The following is a 22653-nucleotide window of genomic DNA, read 5'->3' as shown; positions in this document are numbered from 1 at the left end:
GTGGCGCGAGGGTGGGGCCATGACCACGGAAACGGCAGCATGCAACGACCAGCACCCGACCGACCGGCGCAGCGACGACCAGTACCCGACCGACGACCGGGTGGACGACCGGCCCGCCGGCCCAGGGCCCGGCTACGTCCACGGCTACTCGGAGACCGAGGCCCGGCGGCTCGGTGACCAGGCGGACACCCTCGCCGAGTTGCTGCACGCGGGCACCGCGTACCCGGCGGGCAGCCGGGTGCTGGAGGCGGGCTGCGGGGTGGGGGCGCAGACGGTGCACCTGTTGACGGCCAGCCCCGGCGTGCTGCTGACGGCGGCGGACGTCTCGGCGGACTCACTCGCACAGGCCCGGGACCGGGTGGCGGCGCAGGCACCCGCCGCGCAGGTCGCCTGGCATCACGGCGACCTGCACCGACTGCCCTTCCCGGAGGGCTCGTTCGACCACGTCTTCGTGTGCTTCGTGCTGGAGCACCTGGCTGATCCGGTGGCGGCGCTCACCGCCCTGCGGCGGGTGCTGCGGCCGGGCGGCACGATCACGGCGATCGAGGGCGACCACGGCTCGGCCTTCTTCCACCCGCAGAGCCCGGCGGCCCGCAGCGCGATCGACCTGCTGGTGCGGCTCCAGGCCGAGGCGGGCGGCGACGCCCTGCTCGGGCGCCGCCTGTACCCGCTGCTGACGGAGGCCGGGTTCCGGGACGTGGCGGTGCGCCCCTGCCCGGTCTACGCCGACGGAGCCCGCCCGGCCCTGGCGGAGGGCTTCACCCTGCGGACCTTCGTCGCGATGGTCGAGGCCGTCCGTCCGGAGGCGCTGGCCGCCGGGCTGACCACCCCGGCCGCCTTCGACCAGGGCGTCGCCGACCTGCGGCGCGCAGCCGAGCCGGGCGGCACGTTCCACTACACCTTCTTCAAGGCCGTGGCGGTCAGCCCGTAGCGCCGGCGGGAGGGCCGCCCGGCTACCGCTCCTCCGGGCTGTCGCCGAGGGCGACCAGCAGGGTGCGCATGGCGTCGACGAGGGCGGCGGCCTGGGCCTCGTCGAGACCGGCCAGGATGCGGCGCTCGGTGGCGAGGTGGTCGGGCAGGGCGCGGTCGATCAGGTCGTGGCCCTCGGGAGTGAGGGCGACCTCGCGGCTGCGGCCGTCCACGTCGCTGGCGGTGCGGGTGACCAGGCCGCGGGCCTCCAGCCGGTCGAGGCGCTGGGTGATGGCGCCGGAGGTGACCATCGCGGACTGCATCAGCCCGGTGGGGGTGAGGCGGTACGGCGGGCCGCTGCGCTTCAGCGTGGCGAGGACGTCGAAGGAGGCGGCGTCCAGGCCGTGGTCGCCGAAGGTGCGCTTGAGCTCCGTGTCCACCAGGCGGTAGAGGCGCTTGAGCCGGCCGAGCACCTCCATCGGGGAGACGTCCAGGTCGGGGCGCTCGACCGCCCATTGCGCGACTACTCGGTCCACATGATCTGCCACAGGTTCAGGGTAGGGGATTCCGCCGACATTCCTTAGCGATGAGGTAACCGTGAGCCACGTCACCCCCGCAGAGCGATGAAAGATGCCTTAGCGCTGAGATACATTGGCTTAGTGCTAAGAAATCGCTTCGGAATCGTGCTGGTGACCGCCATAGCCCCCGCGGTCTGGGGGTCGACCTACATCGTCACCACCGAACTGCTCCCGCCCCATCGCCCGCTCCTCGCGGCCGTCCTCCGGGCCCTGCCCGCCGGGCTGCTGCTGATCGCGCTGACCCGCCGCCTGCCGCAGGGCAGCTGGTGGTGGCGCTCGCTGGTCCTCGGCGCGCTCAACATCGGCGCCTTCCTCGCCCTCCTGTTCATCGCCGCCTACCGCCTCCCCGGCGGGGTCGCCGCCACCGTCGGCGCCGTCCAGCCGCTGATCACCGCCGGACTCTCGGCCGCGCTGCTCGGCGACCGGCTCACCCTGCGGACCGTCCTGTCCGGCATCGCGGGCGTCGCCGGCGTCAGCCTGCTGGTCCTGCGGGCCAACGCACAGCTGGACGCCGTCGGCGTGGTCGCGGCGCTCGCCGGCGCGGTGGTCATGGCCACCGGCGTCGTCCTCTCCAAGCGCTGGACCTCCCCCGCCCCGCTGCTCGCCACCACCGGCTGGCAGCTCACCGCCGGCGGACTGCTGCTGGTGCCGGTCGCGCTGCTCGTCGAGGGCGGCCCGCCCTCCCATCTCACCGCCGCCAACCTGCTCGGCTACGGCTACCTCAGCCTGATCGGTGCGGCGCTCACGTACGCGCTCTGGTTCCGCGGGATCCGGGCGTTGGCGCCGACCTCGGTCTCCTTCCTCTCCCTGCTCAGCCCGGTGGTCGCCACCGCGATCGGCTGGCTGGCCCTCGGGCAGGACCTCAGCCCGCTCCAGGCGCTCGGGGCACTGATCGTCCTCGGCTCGCTGGTCGCGGCCCAGACCCAGCGGCGCCGCGCCACCGCCGCGCCCGCCACCATGCAGGCCGCCGGCCCGCCGGCCGCACCCCCGACCGTCCGCGAGAACGCCTGATCCCGTCCCCGGCACGCCCCCTGACGTTCCACGAAGTACCGCGAAGTCCCACGAAGCCCCACCCGAGGAGAACCTTCATGCGCATCACCGTGTTCGGAGCCACCGGCAACGTCGGCTGCCGGGTGGTGGCCGAGGCGCTCGCCCGCGGCCACCAGGTGACCGCCGCCGTCCGCGACCCCGCCAAGCCGCACGGTCTGCCGTCCGCCGCCGCCCTCGCCGTCGGCGACGCCCGCAACGCCGAGGACGTCGCACGCATCGCCGCCGGGCAGGACCTGGTGATCACCGCCACCCGCCCGGCACCCGGCAGCGAGCACGAGTTGCCCGCCGCCACCCGGGGCCTGCTGGCCGGCCTCGCCGGGACGGGCGTGCGCCTGCTCGCCGTCGGCGGCGCGGGCAGCCTCACCATCCCCGGCCGCGGCGGCCTGACCGTCGTCGAGGACCCCGGCCTGCCCGCCGAGATCCTGCCGATCGCCCGGGCCTGCGGCGAGCAGTTCGACCTCTACCGCGCCGACGCCCACGTCGACTGGACCTACCTCAGCCCCGCCGCCGTGCTCGAACCCGGCGAGCGCACCGGCCGGTTCCGACTCGGAGGGGACGAACTGCTGGTCGACGCCGACGGCCTCTCGGCGATCTCCATGGAGGACCTCGCCGTCGCCCTGCTCGACGAGGCCGAGCAGCCCGTGCACCGCCGCACCCGCTTCACCGCCGCGTACTGACCGGGGGCGGGCCGCAGGTCCGGGGTGTACCCAGCACCACCCCGGACACGGAACCTCGCATGATCGACCGTCAGAGCGCACTCGGACAGGATCGTTCCCGTGAACACCACCGCATCCGACATCACCGCCTCGACGGCCACCGCGTCCCGCACCGCCGCCTCGAAGGCCGACGCACCGAGCGCCACCGCCGCCCGCACCCGGCGCGCCGCCGTGGCCGTCGCCGCCGCCGTCCTGGCCTGCGTCGCCCTGCCGGCCACCGCGAGCGCCGCCCCGGACGCCGCCCGCAACCCGGGTGACGCCGAGGCCGCGCCCGCCCGCTACACCCACCAGACCCTCGACTGGCAGCCCTGCGCCCAGCAGCCCGCGCTGGACTGCGCCACCATGACCGCCCCGCGCGACTGGCACCACCCCGACACCGGGGCCGACCTGAAGATCGCCGTCTCCCGGCACCGCGCCGGCGACCCGGCCAAGCGCAAGGGCACGCTGCTGATGGCCGCCGGCGGCCCCGGCGCGTCGGGCCTGCTGCGCCCGGCGGGCCTGGCCACGGCGGCCCCCGCCGTCGGCGCAACGTACGACATCGTGGGCTTCGACCAGCGCGGCGTCGGCCAGAGCACCCGGGCCGTGTGCCAGACGCCGGAGGAGTTCACGGAGTTCCTGGCCGGCGACTACCGCGACCAGTCCCCGGCGGCGATCGACAAGGTGATAGCCAACTCCAAGAAGCTGGCAGCGAGTTGCCAGGAGCACAGCGGCGACCTGCTGCCCTACCTGAACACCGAGCAGACCGCCCACGACATCGACCTGTTCCGCGGCCTGCTCGGCGAGCAGAAGATCAGCTACTTCGGCCCGTCCTACGCCTCGATGATCGGCGCCTACTACGGGACGCTCTTCCCGCACCGGGTCGAGCGGATGATCCTGGACAGCAACATCGGCTTCGACGGCACCTGGGAGAAGTTCGAGCTGGGCCAGCCGATGAGCTTCCAGCGCCGCTTCGACGAGGACTTCGTCCCGTGGCTGGCCGCCCGGGACGCCACCTACCACTGGGGCTCGACGCCCGAGCAGGTGCAGGCGCACTGGGAGCAGCGCCGCGCCGCGCTGCACGACCAGCCCATCACCGAGGGGTCGTTGACGATCGGTCCGAACCAGCTCGACAACGGCGCGATCAGCGCGATCTACGAGGAGGCCACCTTCCCCCTCCTCGCCCAGTCCCTGACCGCCGTCGACGACTGGCAGGCGGCCGATCCGGCGGCCAAGACGATGGCCGGGCGGGTGTTCGGCCAGTACCTCAGCCCGGAGTTCCTCGCCGAGTACTTCTCGGTGACCTGCGGCGACACCCCGTGGACCAAGGACATGGACACCTGGGTCGAGCGCGGCGCGGAGAACACCGCGCGCTGGCCCCTGGCGGGCGCGCGCACGCTGGCCTTCAGCGCGGTCTGCGCAGCCTGGCCGACCGCGCCCGCCCCGAAGGTCAAGGTCACCGGCGCCCACCTGCCGACCGTGCTGATGCTCAACTCGGTGCACGACCCGGCCACTTACTACGAGGCTGCACTCGGCGCGCACCGCGCGCTGCGCGGCTCCAAGCTGGTGACCGTCACCGGGAGCGGCGACCACGGCCAGTACCCGACCGCCAACACCTGTGTCACCGGCGTGGTCGAGGGCTACCTGCTGGACGACCGCGCCCCCGAGCACGACCTCACCTGCCCCTCCCCGCAGGCGGGCTGACCCCGGCGGGCTCCGGCCAGGCCCCCGACCGGCTCCGGTCAGGTTCGCAGCCGCGACTCAGGTCCGCAGCCCGACTCAGGTCCGCAGCCGCGACCGCAGCCAGGCGAAGGCGGCGGCGAGCCCGGCGAAGCCTCCGACGGCGAGCTTGATGCCGCCCTTGGCGACCAGCCAGCCGATCCAGGGGACACCCCAGCCCAGCCAGTGGAACACGGCCAGCAGCACGGCGGCGCCGCAGACGGCGGCGAGCACCGTCACGGCCACGGCGGCGGCCCGCGAGAGCTCTCGCGGGCCGCCGTCGTTCGCGTCCTGCGTCTGCTCCGTCAGGTCACCCGTCATCTCGTTCATGCCCCCGTCACCCACGGTTCGTACTTCATGATCCACGGGGTGATCATACGGGGGCTCAGCGGCGGGCGCGGTGGGTGTCGCCGAGGTGCTCGCCGGTCTCGTCGTCGGGGAAGCTGACGGCCAGGGTGACGCGGTACTCGTCCACGTCGTGGCGGTGCCCGGGCACCCGGGCCCAGGCGAGCGAGTGCACCTCGGCCTCGGGGGCCTGCCGGCACCACGCGGCGGCCTCCTCCAGCGCGCGGGCGGCCGAACGCCCGGTGCACACCACGGCGGTGTACGCGGCGACGGCGACGTCCCCACCGCTGCGGCCGGCCCGCGACACCGATCGGACCGCCGCCGCGGCGCGGGTCAGGTCGCGGGCCAGGTCGTCGACCACCCGAGGGGGCGCCGGGAGAACGGCCGCTCCCTCGGCGACGGTCTCCGGCAGGTTCGCACTCACGGTCTGGGCCTCCATCCGCATCGTCACGGGGCACAGCATGCCGGGCGGAGATTCCTGGCATGCCCACTTTCATCAGAACGTCACCCGTCCAGGGGCGAGTTGGGGCCGCCCCCTGGCGTCCGGGTGCCCGCCCTGGTAGGGAGAGGCCCCACCGGTGCCGGGCATCCGCGCAGGTCAGGACGGCCGACGACGGGCGCCGCCGGGGAGCCCGGAACGACGCGCACGTACCACCCCCGCGCCCCGAACCGCCTGTCCGGCCGCCGGCACGCTCCGCCCACCGCCGTTACGTCCTCGGTCAACTCCCGTTACCGAACCGGGAGATACCGCCGGAGCGCAGCCCGTAGCATCCCTCCCGTACCGCATCCGCCGCCGGCGTCGGACCGATGGACAGAACCTCTGGGGGACTCGTATGCACACCAAGCCGCTTCTCCGGTACGGCCGTCGGCTCGCCTGGCTGCCGGCCGCCGCACTCGCCGCCGCCGCACTCACCGGCTGCTCGTCCTCCTCCCCGAAGAGCGACACCGCCGCAGCGCCCGCCACGGCCACCACCGCCGCCGCCACCACGACCGCGACCACCGGCACCCCGACGGCCTCGACGAGCGCCCCGACGGCCGCGTCGACGAGCGCCGCCGGCTCCGCCGGGAAGCGCCCCGACGACGCCTGCACCCTGCTGACCTCCCCGCAGGTCGTCCAGACCGTCGGCACCTCCGGCCCGTTCACCGGCACCCACCCCGACCCGGGCTCCGACGGCACCCGGCCGTGGGGCTGCACCTGAGGCTCCCGCGAGTCCTACGCCTCCATCCGGGAGATGCCGATGGCCAACCTCGCCAGGGTCAAGGCGGACCCGGAGCTGTCCGTCACCCCGCTCCCGGTGGTCGGCCAGGAGGCCGTGCTGACGACCCGGAAGGGCACCGGCGCCCGGCCGTTCGTCTACTTCGTGGCGGACGGGCGCCTCTACCTGGTCGAGGTGGCCAAGAGCCGCGCACCGGGCGATGAGGTGAACGCCCCGCTGGAAGGCGTCGCGGAGACCGCCCTGGCCGGGGTGTTCGCGAAGCGGCTGGGGGCCTGACGCCCAACGATCTGAGGCGGTCTCACCCCCGCTGAACTGCGGTGTCAACCGACCGGTGGGGCCCGGGCCCCCCGCCGGACACCCCGGCCCGGTCAGAGGGTCGTGATACTAATCGTCCCGGCGGTGGGAGCCGTCAAGCAACGGCAGGCACGATGACGAGGGCTCATCCGTTCCGGGAAGGTCCGGACGGCGACGGGGAGGGGCACGGCATGACGGAGCGGTTCGGCAAGGCCCGGGGCGGGCGCGGGTTGCGACTCGGCAAGCGGGTCACGGGGACGGCGGCGGCCTTCACGGCACTCGCCGCGCTGACCGGCTCTCAGATGACGGGCCTCGGGCTCGCACCGGTCGCGGCCGCCGACGTCGCGACGGCGCCGGACGCCACCTCTGCCCAGGCCGGCTCACCCGTCGGCGGCGGCCCGACCGCCGGTGTCGGCAGCACCTTCGGCACCGGCATCCCGGCCGACGGCGGCGGCACCGTCCAACTGCCGCAGCCCCCGGGCGCCGTACCCGGCGTGCCCGGCCTGCCCGGTTCGCCCGACGCCGGCCCGTTCGCCGCCACCGGGGCGGCCCTGCCCGCGACCGTGTTCGCCGCCTACCGCCAGGCCGAGGCCTCGACCGCGCAGCGCTCGCCCGGCTGCCACCTGCCGTGGCAGCTGCTGGCCGCGATCGGCCAGGTCGAGTCCGGCCAGGCCAACGGCGGCCAGGTGGACGCGGCGGGCACGACCTTCACCCCGATCCTCGGCCCGGCGCTGGACGGCAACGGCTTCGCCGCGATACCCGACACCGACGGCGGGCGCTACGACGGCGACGCGCGCTGGGACCGCGCCGTCGGGCCGATGCAGTTCATCCCCTCCACCTGGGCGGTCTGGGGCGCGGACGCCAACGGCGACGGCAAGGCCGACCCGAACAACGTCTTCGACGCCGCCGAGACCGCCGCCCGCTACCTGTGCGCGGGCGGGCGCGACCTCACCGACCCGGCGCAGCTCGACCGGGCGGTCCTCAGCTACAACAACTCGGGCGAGTACCTGCGGACGGTCCGCAACTGGATGGCCCACTACGGCAGCGGCGCCGTCACCGCCGTGCCGAACCGGCCGGCGTCCTCGATCCCGCCGGGGTCCTCGCCCTCCCCGCTCCTCCCGTCGACCGGGACGACGCCGGGCGCCACGGCCGGTACGCCGAGCACGCCCGCGACCACCCCGACGCCGTCCTCGCCGAGCACGCAGCCGAGCACCCAGCCGACGGCGCCGACCCCGGGCCAGTCCCCGTCCGCATCCGAGCAGCCGACGCCCGGTCCGAGCACCACGCCCACGGACACGCCGAGCACCGCGCCGCCCGTGACCCCGACGACCACGCCGTCGGGCACCCCCTCCGGCAACCCGTCCCCGACGGCCACCCCGACCGGAACTCCGACGGCCACCCCGACCGCGACGCCCACCGGGACGCCCACCGGGACGCCCACCACCTGCCCGAGCCCGACGGCCACCACGACCGCCACCCCGACGGGCACCCCGTCGCCGACGGCCACGCCGACCGCGTCCCCGACCGGCACCCCCACCGCTCCCGAGTGCGCCACGGCGACGCCCACCGCCACGCCCACCCCGGGCGGCACCCCCTCCAGCGCCGCGAGCCCGACCCCCAGCGCGTCGCTCTCCCCCTCCGCCGCGCCGCCGGCCCGCTGAGACTCCTTCACCGCTGACGGCCCGCACCCCCGGTGCGGGCCGTCGGCGTTCCCCGTGCCACCTGCTACCGGCCTGAGCCCGGCCCCGACCCTGGCTCCGGCTCCGGCCCCGACCCTGAGTCAGACTCCGCCCCCGCCGCCAGGGTCGCGCGGTGAACGCGCCACCGCGCGAGCATGCCGTGCACCTCGTCGATCATGAACGTGAAGAAGGCCGCGCTCTCTCCCAGCCGGTCCCCCGCGACGGTGCCCGCGCCGACGGTGGCCTCGCCGTCCTCGAGCACCCGGATCCAGCGCATCAGGATCTCGTCGCGCCGGGTCATCGACTCGAACCAGACGTCGTTCAGCACCCGGTAGCGGTCCCGCCGCGAGCCCGGCTCGCGCTCCTTGGAGACCAGGCCGACCTGGACGAGGTAGCCCATCGCGCCGGACACCGCGGCCGGGCTGATCCGCAGCCGTTCGGAGAGCTCGGCGGAGGTCAGCACGCCGCTCTCCTCGGCCATCAGGCAGGAGAAGACCCGGGCCGGCATCCGGCTCATGCCCGCGACCACCAGCTCGGCCGCGAACCGCTCGACGAAGTCCGACACCGCCTGCTCGTCGCGGCCCTTCTCCGGCTCCCGCTCCACCACGTGCGCCGTCTCCTTTCCCGAAGATCATCGCGTTCTCGACCGAACTTTAACGCCTTCCCAATATTCACGTTTTTCTGAAACTACGGTAGCTTCAGCAGCATGACGAAGGCAATCACCCTGTCCGGCCTCCGCAAGACCTTCGGCCGGACCACCGCGCTGGACGGCCTCGACCTCACCGTCGAGACCGGCGAGGTGCACGGATTCCTGGGGCCCAACGGCGCCGGGAAGTCCACCGCCATCCGGGTGCTCCTCGGCCTGCTGCGCGCCGACGGCGGCAGCGCCCGGCTGCTCGGCAAGGACCCGTGGCACGACGCCGTCGAGCTGCACCGCCGCCTCGCCTACGTCCCGGGCGACGTCGAACTGTGGCCCAACCTCACCGGCGGCGAGGCCATCGACCTGCTCTCCCGGCTGCGCGGCCGGCTCGACCGCCGCCGCCGGGACGAGCTGATCGAGCGCTTCGACCTCGACCCCACCAAGAAGGGCCGCAGCTACTCCAAGGGCAACCGGCAGAAGGTCGCCATCGTCGCCGCGCTCGCCTCCGACGCCGAACTGCTGCTGCTCGACGAACCGACCTCCGGCCTCGACCCGCTGATGGAGGTGGTCTTCCAGGACGTCGTCCGGCAGGCCCGGGAGCAGGGGCGCACCGTCCTGCTGTCCAGCCACATCCTGGACGAGGTGGAGAAGCTGGGCGACCGGGTCAGCATCATCCGCCACGGCCGGGTGGTGCAGACCGGCAGCCTCGGCGAGCTGCGCCACCTCACCCGCACCACGGTCGAGGCCGAGACCCACCGCCCGGTCACCGGGCTGGAGACACTGGAGGGCGTGCACGGCGTCCGCACCGAAGGCGTCCGGGTGCGCTTCGCCGTGGACGGCGCCCACCTGGACGCCGCCGTCCGCCGCCTCGGCGAGGCCGGGCTGCGCAGCCTCGTCAGCCACCCGCCCACATTGGAGGAGCTGATGCTGCGCCACTACGGCGACGAGCTGGCCGCCAACGGGCACCCGGTCGACGGCGAGGCCGCCCGATGACCGCCACCACGACCGTGACCGGCACGCCCACCGCGGCCCCGGGCCGACCGCGGCGCTCGTCCGCCACCCTGGCCGGCACCGCCGCCCTGCTCCGCTTCGACCTGCGCCGCGACCGCGTCCGCATCCCCGCCTGGGTGCTCGGCCTCGGCCTGCTCACCCTCGCCAGCGCCAACAGCGTGCACGCCGTCTACCCGACCGTCGCCGACCGGGCCTCGATCGCCCACGCCTCCGCCGACCCGGCCGTGCTCGCCATGACCGGCCCGGGGCACTACCTGACGGACTACACCTGGGGTGCCATGCTGGGCCACCGGCTGCTCGGCCTGCTGGCGGTGCTGGCCGGGCTGATGAGCGTCCTGATCGTCAGCCGGCACACCCGGTCCGAGGAGGAGAGCGGGAGGGCCGAACTGGTCCGCTCCGCCGCCGTCGGCCGGCACGCCCAGCTCGCGGCCGCCCTGGCCACCACCGCCGTCGCCGACCTCGCGCTCGGCCTGCTGATCGCCGCCGGGTTGCCCGGCCTCGGCGTCCCCGGGCTCGACACCGGCGGCGCGCTGCTGTTCGGCGCCGCGACCGCCACCGCCGGGCTGCTGTTCGCGGCGGTGGCCGCCGTCGCCGTCCAGGTCACCGCGCACGCCCGGACGGCCTCCGGGCTGGCCCTCGCCGTGCTCGGCGCCGCCTACGCGCTGCGCGCGGCCGGGGACGCCGGCTCGAACGGGCTCGCCTGGGCCTCCCCGATCGGCTGGCTGCAGCGCACCTACCCCTTCCTCGACGACCGCTGGTGGCCGCTGCTGCCCGCGCTCGCCCTGGCCGCCGCCACCGGCGCGGCCGGCTTCGCGCTGAGCACCCGCCGGGACGTGGGCGCCGGTCTGCGCGCCACCCGCCCGGGACCGCCCACCGCCCGCCCCTTCCTCGGCACCCCGCTCGGCCTCGCCCTGCGCCTGCACCGCGGCCTGCTGGGCGGCTTCGCGGTCGCGCTGCTGCTGCTCGGCGCGATGTACGGGTCGCTGCTGGGCAACGCCGACTCGATGCTCAAGGACGTCGACCAGCTGAAGGAGGCGCTCGCCCGGCTCGGCGGCCGCACCCTCGCCGACTCCTTCGCCGCGATGACCCTGCTGGTGGTGGCCGTGGTCGGCGCGGTCTACGCGGTACTGGCGACGCTGCGCCCGCGCGCCGAGGAGACCGCCGGGCGGGCCGAACCGGTGCTGGCCACCGGGGTGTCCCGGTCCGGCTGGCTGGGCGGGCACCTCGTGGCGGCACTGCTGGGCTCGACCGCGGTGCTGCTCGCGGCGGGGGTGGGATTCGGCCTGGCGGGGGCGCTGTCCACCGGTGACGGCGGCGCGTTCCCGCGACTGGTCGGCGCGGCCCTGGCGTTCGCGCCCGCCCAGTGGGTGACGGTGGGTTTCGCCGCCGCCGTGTACGGCTGGCTGCCCCGGGCGACGCCGCTGGCCTGGCTCGTCCCGGCGTACGCGTTCGTGATCGGGTACCTGGGCCCGCTGTTGAAGCTGCCGTCGGGCCTGGAACGGCTCTCGCCGTTCGGGCAGGTGCCCCGGCTCCCGGCGGCCGCCATGGACTGGACGCCGCTCGCGGCGCTCACCCTGGTCGCGGCCGCGCTGATCGCCCTGGCGCTGGCCGGGTTCCGGCGCCGCGACCTGGACCTGCGCTGACGCCCGAGCGTCGTTCCGAGCCGCGTCGGGACCCGGAACGGCGCGCGGACCGGACGGGGCCGGCCGCGATCTGCCGGCCCCGGGCCGGGTCACAGGTGCTTGACCAGCTCCGGCATCAGGTCCTGGAAGGTCCGCCCGCTGGCCGGCTGCCCGATCGCGGTCATCTGCCAACCGCCGGGCGTGCGCTGCACCTTGGCCATGATCTGCGCGGTGTACGGGCCGCCGCCGGTCAGCGTGTACCGGGCCAGCTCGGCGCCGGTCTGCTCGTCGACCAGTCGGCAGAAGGCCGCCTCGACCTCCTGGAAGGTCTGGCCGGTGAAGGAGTTGACGGTGAAGACGATCTGGTCGACCTCGGCGGCCATCCGGGTCAGGTCGACGGTGATCGACTCGTCGTCGGTCGCGTCGCCCGCGCCGCCCACCAGGTTGTCGCCGCTGTGCCGCACCGAGCCGTCGTTGCTGTTGAGGTGCTGGAAGAAGACCACGTCCACCGGCCGCCCCTGGGAGAACAGCACCGCCGAGGCGTCCAGGTCGATCTCCCGGCCGGCGGCCAGCAGCTTGGCGAAGAAGCCCTTGGGCTGTGCGGCCTTCCAGCCCAGGCCCATCCGGACCACACTCAGCTGTCCGCCGCCCGGCTTCGCCAGGCCGATCTTCTGCCCCTTGGCCAGCGAAACGCTCATCGTGCCCTCCTCGTCCCTGCCGCCGTTCCGTGCCGTGAATCTACAGCACTGTCGAATATCTATGATCATCCGACCAGCGGGCTCCGAAGACCCCTACCCCGCACTCCCCCCGCCGTCACCACCGGCGTTGGTCTGCACACTGTCAAGCGCCCCGGGGAGGAGCTTGCCAGCCCCGGACGCGCGGTCCGGCTCGGTCATCCGGGGAGGCGGCGATCCGACGTCTGACGTAGCCGCAGACAGCGGCCGAACAGGCGGGCGACCCGCGGTCTAGGGTCGGCTCGAAGGCGCCGCCGACCGGGAGAACGGCCGCCTCCGCACCGAGCGTTCCGCGCACGTTCCCGGGATCCGCCAACCCACCCTGGGGGGACCACCATGCCCGAGACCGAAGGAACACCGCCCGCACCCGCCACCGCCGCCACCACCTCGCGCCTCGGCCGCCGCCGCCTGCTGCGGGCCGGCCTGGGCACCGGCGGCGCGCTGGCCACCGCCCACCTGCTGCCCGGCGGCCGGGCCTGGGCCGCCGCACCGGGGCCCGCGCCGGAACCCCTGCCCGCACCCGGCCCCGTCTCCGCGGGCACCGGCACCGGCACCGCGCAGCCCTGGCCGGACTGGGCCCGCTTCGCGCGCATCGCCGACGGCACCTTCAACGAGCCCGCCGACATGCAGAGCGCCGTCGACGCCCTCAAGGCGCAGAACGTCAGCGTCATCGAGCTCGACACCCTGCTCTCCAACTGGCTCACCGACGCCGAGTTCGCCGCCCACATGGCCGAGGTGAAGACCTTCACCGGCCTGGCGCACGCCGCCGGCCTGAAGGTCGTCATGTACTACCCCTCCCTGGAGCTGATCTCCCCCGGCGGCGAGAAGGGCCGCTCGTTCTACAAGAACGACAAGGGCGGCGCCTGGGTGCAGCGCGACCTCGGCGGCAAGCCCAACGTGTTCTACGGCAGCGTGGTGGTGTGGGTCGACCCGGGCGACGAGAGCGTCTGGCTCAGCCCCAACTCGCCCTGGCGGGACTACTACCTCAAGCGGATCAAGGGAGTGGCCGCGACCGGCGTGGACGGCATCTGGCCGGACGTCCCGATCTACTTCGACGGCGTGCTCTCCTGGTGCGACGCCTCCGCCTGGGGCGCGGCCGCCTTCAAGGCCGACACCGGCCTGGCCCTGCCCAAGGTCGCCGACTTCACCGACCCGGTGTTCCGCCGCTACGTCGAGTGGCGCCACCGCAACCTGCTCCAGTTCCAGCTCGACATCGCCGCCGCCGGCCGCTCGGTCAACCCCGATCTGGTCACCTTCGTCGAGACCGTCTCGATGGACTACCGCTACGCCACCTCCATCGGCCTGGACGGCGGCTACCTGCGCCAGGCCGAGGGCGCCGTCAGCCAGGTCTGGGAGGTGGACATCCTCGGCAACTACGACGGCATGCGGCACGCCACCGCCGCCGACTGGGTCTGCCTGATCTCGATGTACAAGTACGCGCGCGGCGCCAGCGGCGCCAAGCCCGCCTGGGCGTTCTCCTACGGCTGGCAGCCGGACGACGCCTCGCTGGTGATGTCCCAGCTGATCGCCGCCGGCTGCAACCCGTACGAGGTGAAGACGCCGTACAAGAACGACACCGTGGACGCGGCGATGCGCGCCCGGATGTACCGCTTCGTCCAGGCCCACCAGGAGCGGCTCTACAACGCGGCCCCGGCCGCCCAGGTCGGCGTCTACCACTCCAGCCCGTCCCGGGACTACGTCGCCCCGGGCGCGGGCATCGGGATGTACGTCACCACCACCACCCCGGCCGGAGTCACCGACTGGTGGGGCGGCGACGATCCGGAGCAGAGCTGCGCCTCCGTCCCCTGGCTGGGCGAGTTCCGGGGCGTGGTGAAGGCCCTGGTGTACGCGCACATCCCGTTCGACACGGTGCCCAGCCCCGGCCTGGCCGCCGCCGACCTGGCCCGCTTCAAGGTGCTGCTGCTGCCCGACCTCCAGGCGGTCTCGGACGCCGAGGCGGCCGTGCTGCGGGGCTTCGTCGCGGCCGGCGGGACGATCGTGATCACCGGCCCCGCGCCCACCGCGCTCGACGAACTGGGCGGCCAGCGCGCCGAGTTCGCTCTCTCCGACGTGCTCGGCCTGCGCCGGGCCGACCCCCTGCCCGCCGCCAAGCAGAACGCCTTCGGTAGCGGCACCTGCTGGTACGTCCGCAACCGGGCCGGACTCAGCTACCTCACCAAGACCGACCAGGCCTCCGCCGACCAACTGCTCGCCCCGGTCCGCCGGTCCGCACCGCCCGCCGTCACCCTGGCCGGGGACCGGCGGATCTTCCTGGACGCGCGGCGGCTCGGCAACGACACCGTCGTCCACCTGGTGAACTTCACCAACTTCGGCGACACCCCGGCGGCCTTCCTCACCACACCCGCCAACTGCACGCTCTCCTACGCCCTTCCGGCCGGCGCCACCGTCGCCGCCGTCACCGTCGCCACACCGGACGGCACCGACCCGGCGCCCAAGCCCGTCCCGTACACCGTCACCGGGACGACGGTCAGCGTGCCGCTGACCGTCGTGCAGTACTCGGTGGTCACCGTGACCGTGGGTTAGGGCCTGTCCGGCCGATCTTGTCGGATCAGCCGGACAGGCCCTTGAGGTCGGGCGCGGGGATCCGCCAGAGGGCGGCGGGGTCGGCCTCGCCGCCCGGGGAGGACTCGAAGGCGATCCACTTCCCGTCCGGGGACCAGCTCGGCGCGCCGTCGTAGGCCGCGGCCTCGCCGGTCACCCGGACGGGGCGGCCGCCGTCGGCCGCGACCACGAAGACCTGGGCGTTCGGCAGGTCGCCGAGGTTGGAGGAGAACACCAGGTACGTCCCGTCCGGCGACCAGGCCGGGTCGGTGTGCTCACCGGGCGCGTCGGTGACCTGACGCAGGCCGGTGCCGTCCGGGTGCACCGTCCACAGCGCCCAGCCCTCGCCCCCGGCGGTGCGCCGCTGGAAGACGATCCGGTCGCCCCTCGGGGACCAGTTCGGCTGGCGGTTGTCGGTGCCGGTGCCCCGGCCATCGACCAGCCGGACCGGGTCGCCGCCGTCGCGGCGGACCTTCCACAGCGAGTCCTGCTCGGCGGAGTCCCCCGTCCCGGCGGCGTGCTCCGGTTCCCAGCTCTGCTGGAAGACGATCCACGCGCCGTCCGGGGAGAAGCTCGGCTCGCTGTACCCGCTGCCGTCCTCGTGCCTGGTCACCCGCTCGGGGGTGCCGCCGGGCGTCATCAGCCAGAGCTCGTCGTGCCCGGACTCCCGGTCGGAGGCGAAGGCGAAGGCCCCTGCGGCGGCGTTCCAGCTGGTGCCGGGGAGGTTGACGGCGACCTTGTCGGGATCCTCCAGGACCTTCTGCGGCGTACGGCCGCCGTCCAGCGGCAGCACGCCGAGGGCGGCGGCACCCTTGTTGTAGCCCTCGCTGAACTCGGTCAGCAGCATCGAACGGCCGTCCGGGGCGAAGGCCGGGTTCTGCGCGCTGTGCCCGCCACCGGCCCGGTAGAGCAGTTCGGCACCGTCGGCGCGGCGCTCGCCGCCGGTCGGCACCGCGCCGGTGGCCCTGGTCGGCCGGGGCTGCGGCCCGCCCTCGGAGCCGGCGCCGCCACAGCCGGAGAGCAGCAGCACCGCGACGGCCGCAGCGCCGAAGAACGCGCGAATCCTCATGCCTGCCACGCTAATTGACGGAACATCGGCGCGCGTACGCCCACGGGTGGATCAGGCGTCGCCGTCCAGCAGGTGCTGACGGACCTCGCGGAAGGTCCAGGCGCCGCCGGCCGGGCGGGCGAACACCCAGACCAGGTCGAAGCGGTCCGGCCAGGTGGCGGGGGCGCCGCTGCCGGCGGCGCCGAGCGCCTCGACGATCCGCGGGATCCGCGAGTGCTCCCAGCAGATCAGGACCGGCTGGGAGCCGGCCAGTGCGGCGCCGGCCAGCGCGGTCTCCTGGGACTCGGCGAAGGCGGTGTCGACGGTCAGCCCGAGCTTGGCGGCGAGCGGGGTGACGGTCTGCCGCATCCGGTGTGCTCCGGCCAGCGGGCCCTGGTCGGCGGCGGCGAGGATCCGGGCGGGCGTGCGCAGGCCGGCGGCAGGCGGCTCGAACAGGGCGGGCAGTGCCCGGGCGCGGGCCCAGCCGCGCTCGGTCAGGGACTTGCCGTCGTGGCCGCCCTGCTCGTCCAGCCCCGGGTGGCCGCCATCCGGCTTCTCGCCGTGCCGGATGATCATCACGAAGGCCTCGCCACCGGCGTCGCTCGCCCGCGCCGCCGAGGCGTTCCCACCGGGTTTGCCGGACCTGCCGGAGGAACCCGAGCAGCCCGCCAACAGCGCCGGGACGGCGGCCGCCAGGCCGGTGAGCAGCGTCCGCCGGGCCGGTCGCGCCGTCACTCGGCACCCCGCTCCAGCCGCACCAGCGCGTCCACCGCGACGCCGCCGCCCTCGCCCCTGTGCCCGGGCTCCGCGCCGACCGTCCGGTACACCCGCTCGGCGCGGACGGTGCGCAGGCCCTGGTCGGCGAGGTCGGCGAGGACGTCCTGCGGGGTGAACAGCACGGCCGGGTCCTGCGGGCCGCCCACGCCCTCGGTGAGGTTGCTGAGGTCGTGTCCGACCACCAGCAGAGTGCCGCCGGGAGCGAGTGCGGCGGCCGCGCGGCGCAGCACGGCCCGGCGGTCCTCGGCGGGGACCTGGAGGTAGGCGACCAGGACCAGGTCGTAGCCGGCGGCCGGGGCCTCATGGCTGCGGGCGTCGCCGTGCCGCCAGGTGAGCCGGTCGGCGACCTCGTCGGGCAGGTCGGCGGTGAGCCGCTCGGCCCGTTCCAGGGCGACGGCGGAGTAGTCCAGCCCGGTGACCTCCCAGCCCTGGGTGGCCAGCCAGATGGCGTTGCGGCCTTCCCCGGTGGCCAGGTCGAGGGCGTGGCCGGGGGTGCGGCCGGTCAGTTCGCGGACCACCCAGCGGTTGGGTTCGACGCCCCACACCAGCTCGCTCGCGGCGTAGCGGTCGTCCCAGTCCTGGCTGTCCATGGCGAGTCCTCCGTTCGGCGGGCCTGCTCCGTAGCGGTCAACCTACCGGGCCCGGGCGGGGGCGGCCGGGAGCGGTCCGGCGGGCGGACACCCTCGACGGCGAATATTGGTCCAGTCCAATCTGTGATGTCGTGACGCGAGCAGGCCGGTCGGCCCGCCGCGCCCTGCGGCAGCCGCACCGTCAGCGTGATCTTCGAAGGCGCCCCGGCTGCCCGCGGCGCGGCGCGGGGGCACTGTGGCGCCACTTGGTGGACCAGACGTGGAACCCGGGCACCGAGAGCAAAGGACTCCATCGAAAGCCAGAAACGGCCCACCTGACCGTCTCCACGGAGACCCGGAGACCTCCGACGCTTCGCGCCTCCACGCCAGGGATCGCCTTCCCACCCGGCCTGAAGGCCGGGATTCCCTGCAAGGATCAAGGGATGGACGGCAGCCTGCGCTGACTCCCGGCACGACGGCGCAGGGCCCGCGCGGGAGATCCGCGCGGGCCCTGCGCCGCCCAGCGGTCCTGCTCAGCCCTTGAGCCCGAGGGAGGGGAAGAGGTCGACGAACGGCTGGGTGGTCACCGAGACGCTCCGACCGAACGGGTCGTCGAAGTCCCAGATCATGAAGAGCAGGAACGCGATCAACGCGCTGAAGCAGCCCGCCAGGATCAACTCCCTTGGCGTACGCCGGATCTGCAGGGCGAACAGCATGCCGACGGTCACCACGGCGCCGGTGATCAGGCCGAACCAGACCACCCCGGGCATGGTCGGGCCGGCGTTCTGCCCGCGTGAGTTGCGGGCGTCGTCGACCTGGCCGATCCGGTCCATGATCGGCTGGTAGGACTGCGACTCCAGCTCGGAGGCCGGCGGCCGGGTGGCGACGTCCGACCGCAGCTTGTCCAGCAGTTCGGTCCCCTTCTCGGAGATCTCGCCGTGCTCGCGCATGTAGTCCCACTCGACGTTCACCACGTACGAGACGTAGGCGTCCACGTCGGCCCGGACCTTGTCGCGGAAGTCGGCCGGGTAGACCACCGCCCGGTCGCTCACCTCCTGGATCGACTGCGCCTCGCGGAACACGTCGTCCTGGGCGGCGCCGCGCGCCTCCCAGACTCCCGCGATGGCGAGACCGAGGACGATCGCGTAGACCACGCCGATCATCATCGTGATGTACTCGATGACGTCCGGGGTCTCGCCGACGTTCTTCTCGGCGCCCACCCTGCGGTGCCGCAGCAGCACCACCGCCACCACGACGGCACAGGCCGCCGCCATGGCGATGGTCAATGCCAGCCACTCGGACATGGGAACTCCCTTCTCTGGCTTGGCTCGTGACGGAACAGGAATGTCGGGTTCGGCCCCGGGCCTCGGCCCGGCCCGACCGGCCTGGCTCAGCCCGGCTCCGGGGCCGACCCCGCGGCCGGGTCGGCGGTCGGTTCGGTGGACGGGTCGGCTGTCACGCCGGGCCGGGCCGCTGACGGCCGGGTGCTCAGGACCGCCCGGAGCGGCCGCGTCCACGGCCCGGGCGCAGGGCTGCCGCCGCCAGGACGGCGGGCACGGTGACCAGCAGCATGGTGGTGGTCACCGGGGTGTTGTGGTGGTGCTGCGGCAGGGCCAGCGGCTTCGCCGCCCGCACGTGGTAGACCGGCGGCACCGCCGGGATCGGGCGCGCCGATTCGGACACCACCGGGGCCGGCACGGGTGCGGGCGGGGGTGGTTGGGGCGCGGGCGCCGCCGGGGCCGGGGGTAGGGGCGCGGGCGGCTTCGGCGCGGGGTGCGCGGGGGGTGGCGCGGCCGGCGCCGGTGCGGGCGGCGGTGGCGGAGGTGCGGGCGACGCCGGCGGCGGGGGTACGGGCGCGGGCGTCGGACTGGCCGGCGGCGAGCTCGGTGTCGGGGTCGGCGTGGGGGTCCGCGACGGGATGGGGGTCGGAGTCGGCGTGGGGGTCGGGGTGGGGGTCGGGGTGGTCGGGCAGGGGCGCGGGTGGTGATGGTGGTGATGCCACCAGTCCCCGTCGTCGTCCCCGTGTCCGTCGTGGCCCGCATGCCCGCCGTGCTCGTCGTCCGGGCGGCCGGGCTGGTGGCGGAGCCCCGCGGCGGCCGACGGAGACGGCGACGCCGGACCGGGCGCGGCCCTCGGTGTGTGGCACGGGTGGTGCCGGTGCGGGGGCTTCGGCCCCTTTTGCCGACCGTCGGCCGTCGGGGCGACGGTGACGCCGACCTGAACCTCCACGCCCACGCCCACGTTCACGTCCCCGCCCGGGCCGACCTGCACCGACACGTCCGTCCCGGTGCAGACGCAGGAGTCGACGGCAGGAATGGACGGGTGCTCCCAGCCGTGGCGTTCGGCACCGAACGCCGCGGCACCGCTGACCAGGGCGCAGATCGCGACCACGCCGACCGCGGCGCCGATCACCCGGGTCCGCCGCCCGGAGGCCGCGCCCCCACCGCCGTCCTGCGATATCCGTCGGGACTGCCGGCGCTGCGGCATGGGCTCCACTCACCTCTCGGGTCGCCAGGGGACGGAACAAGGGCAGAACAGGGACGGAACACGGTCGAAACGGGGTCGGACGGAATCGGAGCAGGGTCTGACCAGAGCCGGAACACGGCGAAGTCGACCGTCCCGCAGTCGGATTCAGTCAGGCACGATCAGCCGGACGGCCCGCCTTCGAGGGGCGGGCCGTCCGTCATCAGGTCAAACGATCTTCGGGCCGACCGGTTACGGCCCGGGCCCGGCGGAGGCCGTCGTCAGTGGCGGCGGTGCGCGATCTCGACGTTCTCCAGGACGCCGACCGCGTCCGGCACCAGGATCGCGGCCGAGTAGTAGGCGCTGACCAGGTAGGAGATGATCGCCTTCTCGTCGATCCCCATGAAGCGGACCGACAGCGACGGCTGGTACTCGTCCGGGATGCCGGTGTGGTGCAGGCCGATGACGCCCTGGTTGTCCTCACCGGTACGGATCACCAGGATCGAGCTGGTGTTCTCCTTGGTGATCGGAATCTTGCTGCAGGGCAGGATCGGCACCCCGCGCCAGGCCGGCACCTGCTGCCCGCCGAGGTCGACATGGTGGGGGTACAGGCCACGGGCGTTGAACTCGCGGCCGATCGCCGCGATGGTCCGCGGGTGGGCGAGCAGGTAGTCGGGGTCACGGCGGCGGTTGAGCAGCTCGTCCAGGTCGTCCGGGGTGGGCGGGCCGGAGTGGGTCTGGATCCGCTGGTCGAAGTCGGCGTTGTTGAGCAGGCCGAACTCGGGGTTGTTGACCAGCTCGTGCTCCTGGCGCTCGCGCAGCGCCTCGATGGTCAGCCGGAGCTGGTGCTCGGTCTGGTTCATCGGCTCGTTGTAGAGGTCGGCGACGCGGGTGTGGACCTTGAGGATGGTCTGCGCGACGCTCAGCTCGTACTCGCGGGGCTTGAGCTCGTAGTCCACGAAGGCGCCGGGGAGCTCGTGCTCGCCGTGGTGGCCTGCCGACATGGCGATCGCGGCCTCGCCGCGCTCGTTCTGGGCCTGCTGCGGCAGGGCCAGGAACGACAGCAGGTGCTCCTGGAGGCTCGGCGAGTTGTCCCGGATGGCGGCGAAGGCGCTGCGGGTCAGGGTGAGGGCGACACCGGCGGTGGCGGTCGTCGCGGTGTACTCCCAGACGGCGTCCGGGTTCAGCAGCGCGTCGTCGCCGAAACGGTCGCCGTCGCCGGCCACGCCGACCACGGTGTCGTCACCGTACTTGCCGGTGCCGATCTTGTTGATCTTGCCGTGTGCGATCAGGAAGATCCGGTCGGCCGCCTCGCCCTGGGTGGTGAGCACCTCGCCGGGGCCGAAGTCGCGCTGCTCGCAGCGGTCGGCGAGGGCGGCGAGCACCTCCTCGTCCTCGAAGCCCCGCAGCAGGGCGAGTTCGCCCAGCTCGGCGGGGATCACGCGGACCTGGGAACCGGTCTTGATGAACTCGACCACACCGTTGCCGACGGTGTAGGTGAGCCGCCGGTTGACGCGGTAGGCGCCACCTGCGGCCTGCACCCAGGGCAGCACCTTGAGCAGCCAGCGGGAGGTGATCTCCTGCATCTGCGGCGCGGACTTGGTCGTGGTGGCAAGGTTGCGGGCAGCGGCCGTCGTGAGGCTGGACTGCTGCGTGACCTGCTGTGTCTCCGGGCTCGCGTCCACGGGCATCGGCAGGATCTCCATTCGTCTGGTCGGATCACGCGGTCAGGGCCGTACGGCGTCGGAGTCGTACCGGTCCACCCTGGCTGATGTCATGACGTAGCATCAGATGCGCGTATTGGTGGGGGTGTTGGCGATGTCATCGCGATCACGGGCCCCGTCTCCCGGCGGCCCATGCGGAACCCTAGATCACCAGGACCCGGCCAGGCCCATACGGAGGCCGACTACCCCCCGATAGGGTGAATCCGGAGCAGTCCGACCCCGGTCGGCCCCAGAGCGCGAGAACATCCGTTCGCCCTTGCACCTGCGCCTCCGACACCCGCCGTCCGCGCCCGCACACGCCAATGGCCCGCCAGGTGCCGGTACGGGGGCGGCCGGCACCTGACGGGGGAACGGGGAGATGCGCAGTGGGGGTGCGACGGGGGATGTGACGGGGAGGGAGTGCCGAGCGGTACGTCAGGCGCAGGCGATCTGACTGCCGGGGATCCCGACGATGCCCGAGTTCTTCGCCTCGCCCCCCTGGTACTCGTAGTACAGGTACGAATAGAAGTCGATCCGGGTCTGGGCACCGCAGGCCGAGTCCGGCGCGACGGTGTAGGTGACCGTGAAGCTGCTCGTGGCGCCCGGGGCCAGCGGCACGTTGTACCGGGCGATGCCGCCGTGGACGTTGTCGCTGCACCCGTTGGTCTGGGTGCCGCAGGCCGTGGCGGTGAACTTGAGACCGTTCTCCAGACTGGTCTGGTAGGTCGGCTGGACGCTCTGGTACACGAACTGGATCGGCGTGTCGTACGGGTTGCTGAGCGTCAGGGTGAGGGTGAACTCGCCGCCCCGGACGGTTGTTGGCCGGTCGGAGACGGCCGTGAACGGCAGCGGGGTGTCGGCCTGGGCGGGCGTGGCGGAGAGGAGCAGACCGACGGCGAGGGCCGGACACGCGGCGAGGGCGGCACGGCTCAAATGTGTTCTGCGCATGACCAAGGAGCGTAGGGGGCGGTACCGGTTCCGATGCCCCGCTCCGCCCGGATCCGTACCGACGCACGAGCCGGGGGCGGACACCGCGGACCG

At 74.0% G+C, this 22653-nt stretch carries 22 protein-coding genes; 10 read left to right on the top strand and 12 right to left on the bottom strand.

Annotation, left to right across the window (positions count from 1 at the left end):
• Window positions 1-19 precede the first annotated feature (19 nt).
• Window positions 20-931: a methyltransferase domain-containing protein gene (locus tag ACIO5E_RS11290; protein ID WP_400666043.1), complete on the top strand. Its 912-nt coding sequence runs from the start codon at window positions 20-22 to the stop codon at window positions 929-931.
• Between the two features lie 22 nt (window positions 932-953).
• Here ACIO5E_RS11290 and ACIO5E_RS11285 read toward each other — a convergent pair whose 3' ends face one another.
• On the bottom strand, window positions 954-1457 hold the full coding sequence (locus tag ACIO5E_RS11285; RefSeq protein WP_400666041.1) for a MarR family winged helix-turn-helix transcriptional regulator: 504 nt from the start codon (window positions 1455-1457) through the stop codon (window positions 954-956).
• A 141-nt stretch (window positions 1458-1598) separates the two neighbouring features.
• Between ACIO5E_RS11285 and ACIO5E_RS11280 the strand changes: the two genes are divergently transcribed.
• The 3 genes from ACIO5E_RS11280 to ACIO5E_RS11270 all read left to right on the top strand — a co-directional run bounded on the left by ACIO5E_RS11280 (window position 1599) and on the right by ACIO5E_RS11270 (window position 4933).
• Window positions 1599-2498, top strand: a complete 900-nt coding sequence (locus tag ACIO5E_RS11280; protein WP_400666039.1) for an EamA family transporter — start codon at window positions 1599-1601, stop codon at window positions 2496-2498.
• Between the two features lie 77 nt (window positions 2499-2575).
• A complete protein-coding gene (locus ACIO5E_RS11275) occupies window positions 2576-3214 on the top strand; it encodes an NAD(P)-dependent oxidoreductase (protein ID WP_400666037.1) in 639 nt (212 codons plus the stop codon).
• Between the two features lie 99 nt (window positions 3215-3313).
• Entirely contained in the window at window positions 3314-4933 is a 1620-nt protein-coding gene (locus ACIO5E_RS11270) for an alpha/beta hydrolase (protein ID WP_400666035.1), read from the top strand.
• Window positions 4934-5008: 75 nt separating this feature from the next.
• Here the strand turns inward: ACIO5E_RS11270 and ACIO5E_RS11265 are convergent, their stop codons facing one another.
• Window positions 5009-5278 carry a hypothetical protein gene (locus ACIO5E_RS11265; RefSeq protein ID WP_400666033.1) on the bottom strand — a complete coding sequence of 90 codons (270 nt, stop codon included), beginning with the start codon at window positions 5276-5278 and terminating at the stop codon, window positions 5009-5011.
• Window positions 5279-5333: 55 nt separating this feature from the next.
• Window positions 5334-5744, bottom strand: coding sequence for a hypothetical protein (locus tag ACIO5E_RS11260; RefSeq protein ID WP_400666031.1), 411 nt, complete (start codon window positions 5742-5744; stop codon window positions 5334-5336).
• Window positions 5745-6126: 382 nt separating this feature from the next.
• Between ACIO5E_RS11260 and ACIO5E_RS11255 the strand changes: the two genes are divergently transcribed.
• From ACIO5E_RS11255 to ACIO5E_RS11245, 3 genes are all read left to right on the top strand, one after another.
• Entirely contained in the window at window positions 6127-6492 is a 366-nt protein-coding gene (locus tag ACIO5E_RS11255; RefSeq protein ID WP_400666029.1) for a hypothetical protein, read from the top strand.
• Between the two features lie 39 nt (window positions 6493-6531).
• Window positions 6532-6786 carry a hypothetical protein gene (locus tag ACIO5E_RS11250; protein ID WP_400666027.1) on the top strand — a complete coding sequence of 85 codons (255 nt, stop codon included), beginning with the start codon at window positions 6532-6534 and terminating at the stop codon, window positions 6784-6786.
• 209 nt (window positions 6787-6995) lie between these two features.
• Window positions 6996-8465, top strand: coding sequence for a lytic transglycosylase domain-containing protein (locus tag ACIO5E_RS11245; RefSeq protein WP_400666026.1), 1470 nt, complete (start codon window positions 6996-6998; stop codon window positions 8463-8465).
• Between the two features lie 64 nt (window positions 8466-8529).
• On the opposite strand, the gene ACIO5E_RS11240 is transcribed toward ACIO5E_RS11245, so the two are convergent.
• The gene (locus ACIO5E_RS11240) at window positions 8530-9090 is read right to left on the bottom strand and encodes a GbsR/MarR family transcriptional regulator (protein ID WP_400666024.1); all 561 of its coding nucleotides are present in this window, start codon (window positions 9088-9090) and stop codon (window positions 8530-8532) included.
• A gap of 99 nt (window positions 9091-9189) precedes the next feature.
• Between ACIO5E_RS11240 and ACIO5E_RS11235 the strand changes: the two genes are divergently transcribed.
• Window positions 9190-10116 (top strand): ABC transporter ATP-binding protein, encoded by a 927-nt coding sequence (locus tag ACIO5E_RS11235; RefSeq protein ID WP_400666022.1) that lies wholly within the window; start codon window positions 9190-9192, stop codon window positions 10114-10116.
• Window positions 10113-11777: an ABC transporter permease gene (locus ACIO5E_RS11230; protein WP_400666020.1), complete on the top strand. Its 1665-nt coding sequence runs from the start codon at window positions 10113-10115 to the stop codon at window positions 11775-11777. Before ACIO5E_RS11235 ends, ACIO5E_RS11230 begins: the two co-directional genes overlap by 4 nt.
• A gap of 89 nt (window positions 11778-11866) precedes the next feature.
• On the opposite strand, the gene ACIO5E_RS11225 is transcribed toward ACIO5E_RS11230, so the two are convergent.
• Window positions 11867-12454 (bottom strand): TerD family protein, encoded by a 588-nt coding sequence (locus ACIO5E_RS11225; protein WP_400666018.1) that lies wholly within the window; start codon window positions 12452-12454, stop codon window positions 11867-11869.
• A gap of 372 nt (window positions 12455-12826) precedes the next feature.
• On the opposite strand from ACIO5E_RS11225, the gene ACIO5E_RS11220 reads away from it, so the two are divergent.
• A complete protein-coding gene (locus tag ACIO5E_RS11220; protein WP_400666016.1) occupies window positions 12827-15034 on the top strand; it encodes a hypothetical protein in 2208 nt (735 codons plus the stop codon).
• A 25-nt stretch (window positions 15035-15059) separates the two neighbouring features.
• On the opposite strand, the gene ACIO5E_RS11215 is transcribed toward ACIO5E_RS11220, so the two are convergent.
• The 7 genes from ACIO5E_RS11215 to ACIO5E_RS11185 all read right to left on the bottom strand — a co-directional run bounded on the left by ACIO5E_RS11215 (window position 15060) and on the right by ACIO5E_RS11185 (window position 22560).
• Window positions 15060-16121 (bottom strand): hypothetical protein, encoded by a 1062-nt coding sequence (locus ACIO5E_RS11215; protein ID WP_400666015.1) that lies wholly within the window; start codon window positions 16119-16121, stop codon window positions 15060-15062.
• Window positions 16122-16172: 51 nt separating this feature from the next.
• A complete protein-coding gene (locus ACIO5E_RS11210; RefSeq protein WP_400666013.1) occupies window positions 16173-16835 on the bottom strand; it encodes a hypothetical protein in 663 nt (220 codons plus the stop codon).
• On the bottom strand, window positions 16832-17467 hold the full coding sequence (locus tag ACIO5E_RS11205; protein WP_400666011.1) for a class I SAM-dependent methyltransferase: 636 nt from the start codon (window positions 17465-17467) through the stop codon (window positions 16832-16834). Before ACIO5E_RS11205 ends, ACIO5E_RS11210 begins: the two co-directional genes overlap by 4 nt.
• 512 nt (window positions 17468-17979) lie before the next feature.
• Complete coding sequence (locus tag ACIO5E_RS11200) at window positions 17980-18750, bottom strand: hypothetical protein (protein WP_400666009.1); 771 nt, start codon at window positions 18748-18750, stop codon at window positions 17980-17982.
• Window positions 18751-18934: 184 nt separating this feature from the next.
• Window positions 18935-19132 carry a hypothetical protein gene (locus ACIO5E_RS11195; RefSeq protein WP_400666007.1) on the bottom strand — a complete coding sequence of 66 codons (198 nt, stop codon included), beginning with the start codon at window positions 19130-19132 and terminating at the stop codon, window positions 18935-18937.
• A 1058-nt stretch (window positions 19133-20190) separates the two neighbouring features.
• Window positions 20191-21600 carry a family 2B encapsulin nanocompartment shell protein gene (locus ACIO5E_RS11190; protein WP_400666005.1) on the bottom strand — a complete coding sequence of 470 codons (1410 nt, stop codon included), beginning with the start codon at window positions 21598-21600 and terminating at the stop codon, window positions 20191-20193.
• A 447-nt stretch (window positions 21601-22047) separates the two neighbouring features.
• On the bottom strand, window positions 22048-22560 hold the full coding sequence (locus tag ACIO5E_RS11185; RefSeq protein ID WP_400666003.1) for a hypothetical protein: 513 nt from the start codon (window positions 22558-22560) through the stop codon (window positions 22048-22050).
• Window positions 22561-22653: the final 93 nt, after the last annotated feature.

It is taken from the genome of Kitasatospora sp. NPDC087314 (genome assembly GCF_044744365.1).
Lineage (GTDB): Bacteria > Actinomycetota > Actinomycetes > Streptomycetales > Streptomycetaceae > Kitasatospora.
Note: the sequence above shows the minus strand (reverse complement) of the source record. Positions and strands in the feature narration are given on the sequence as shown.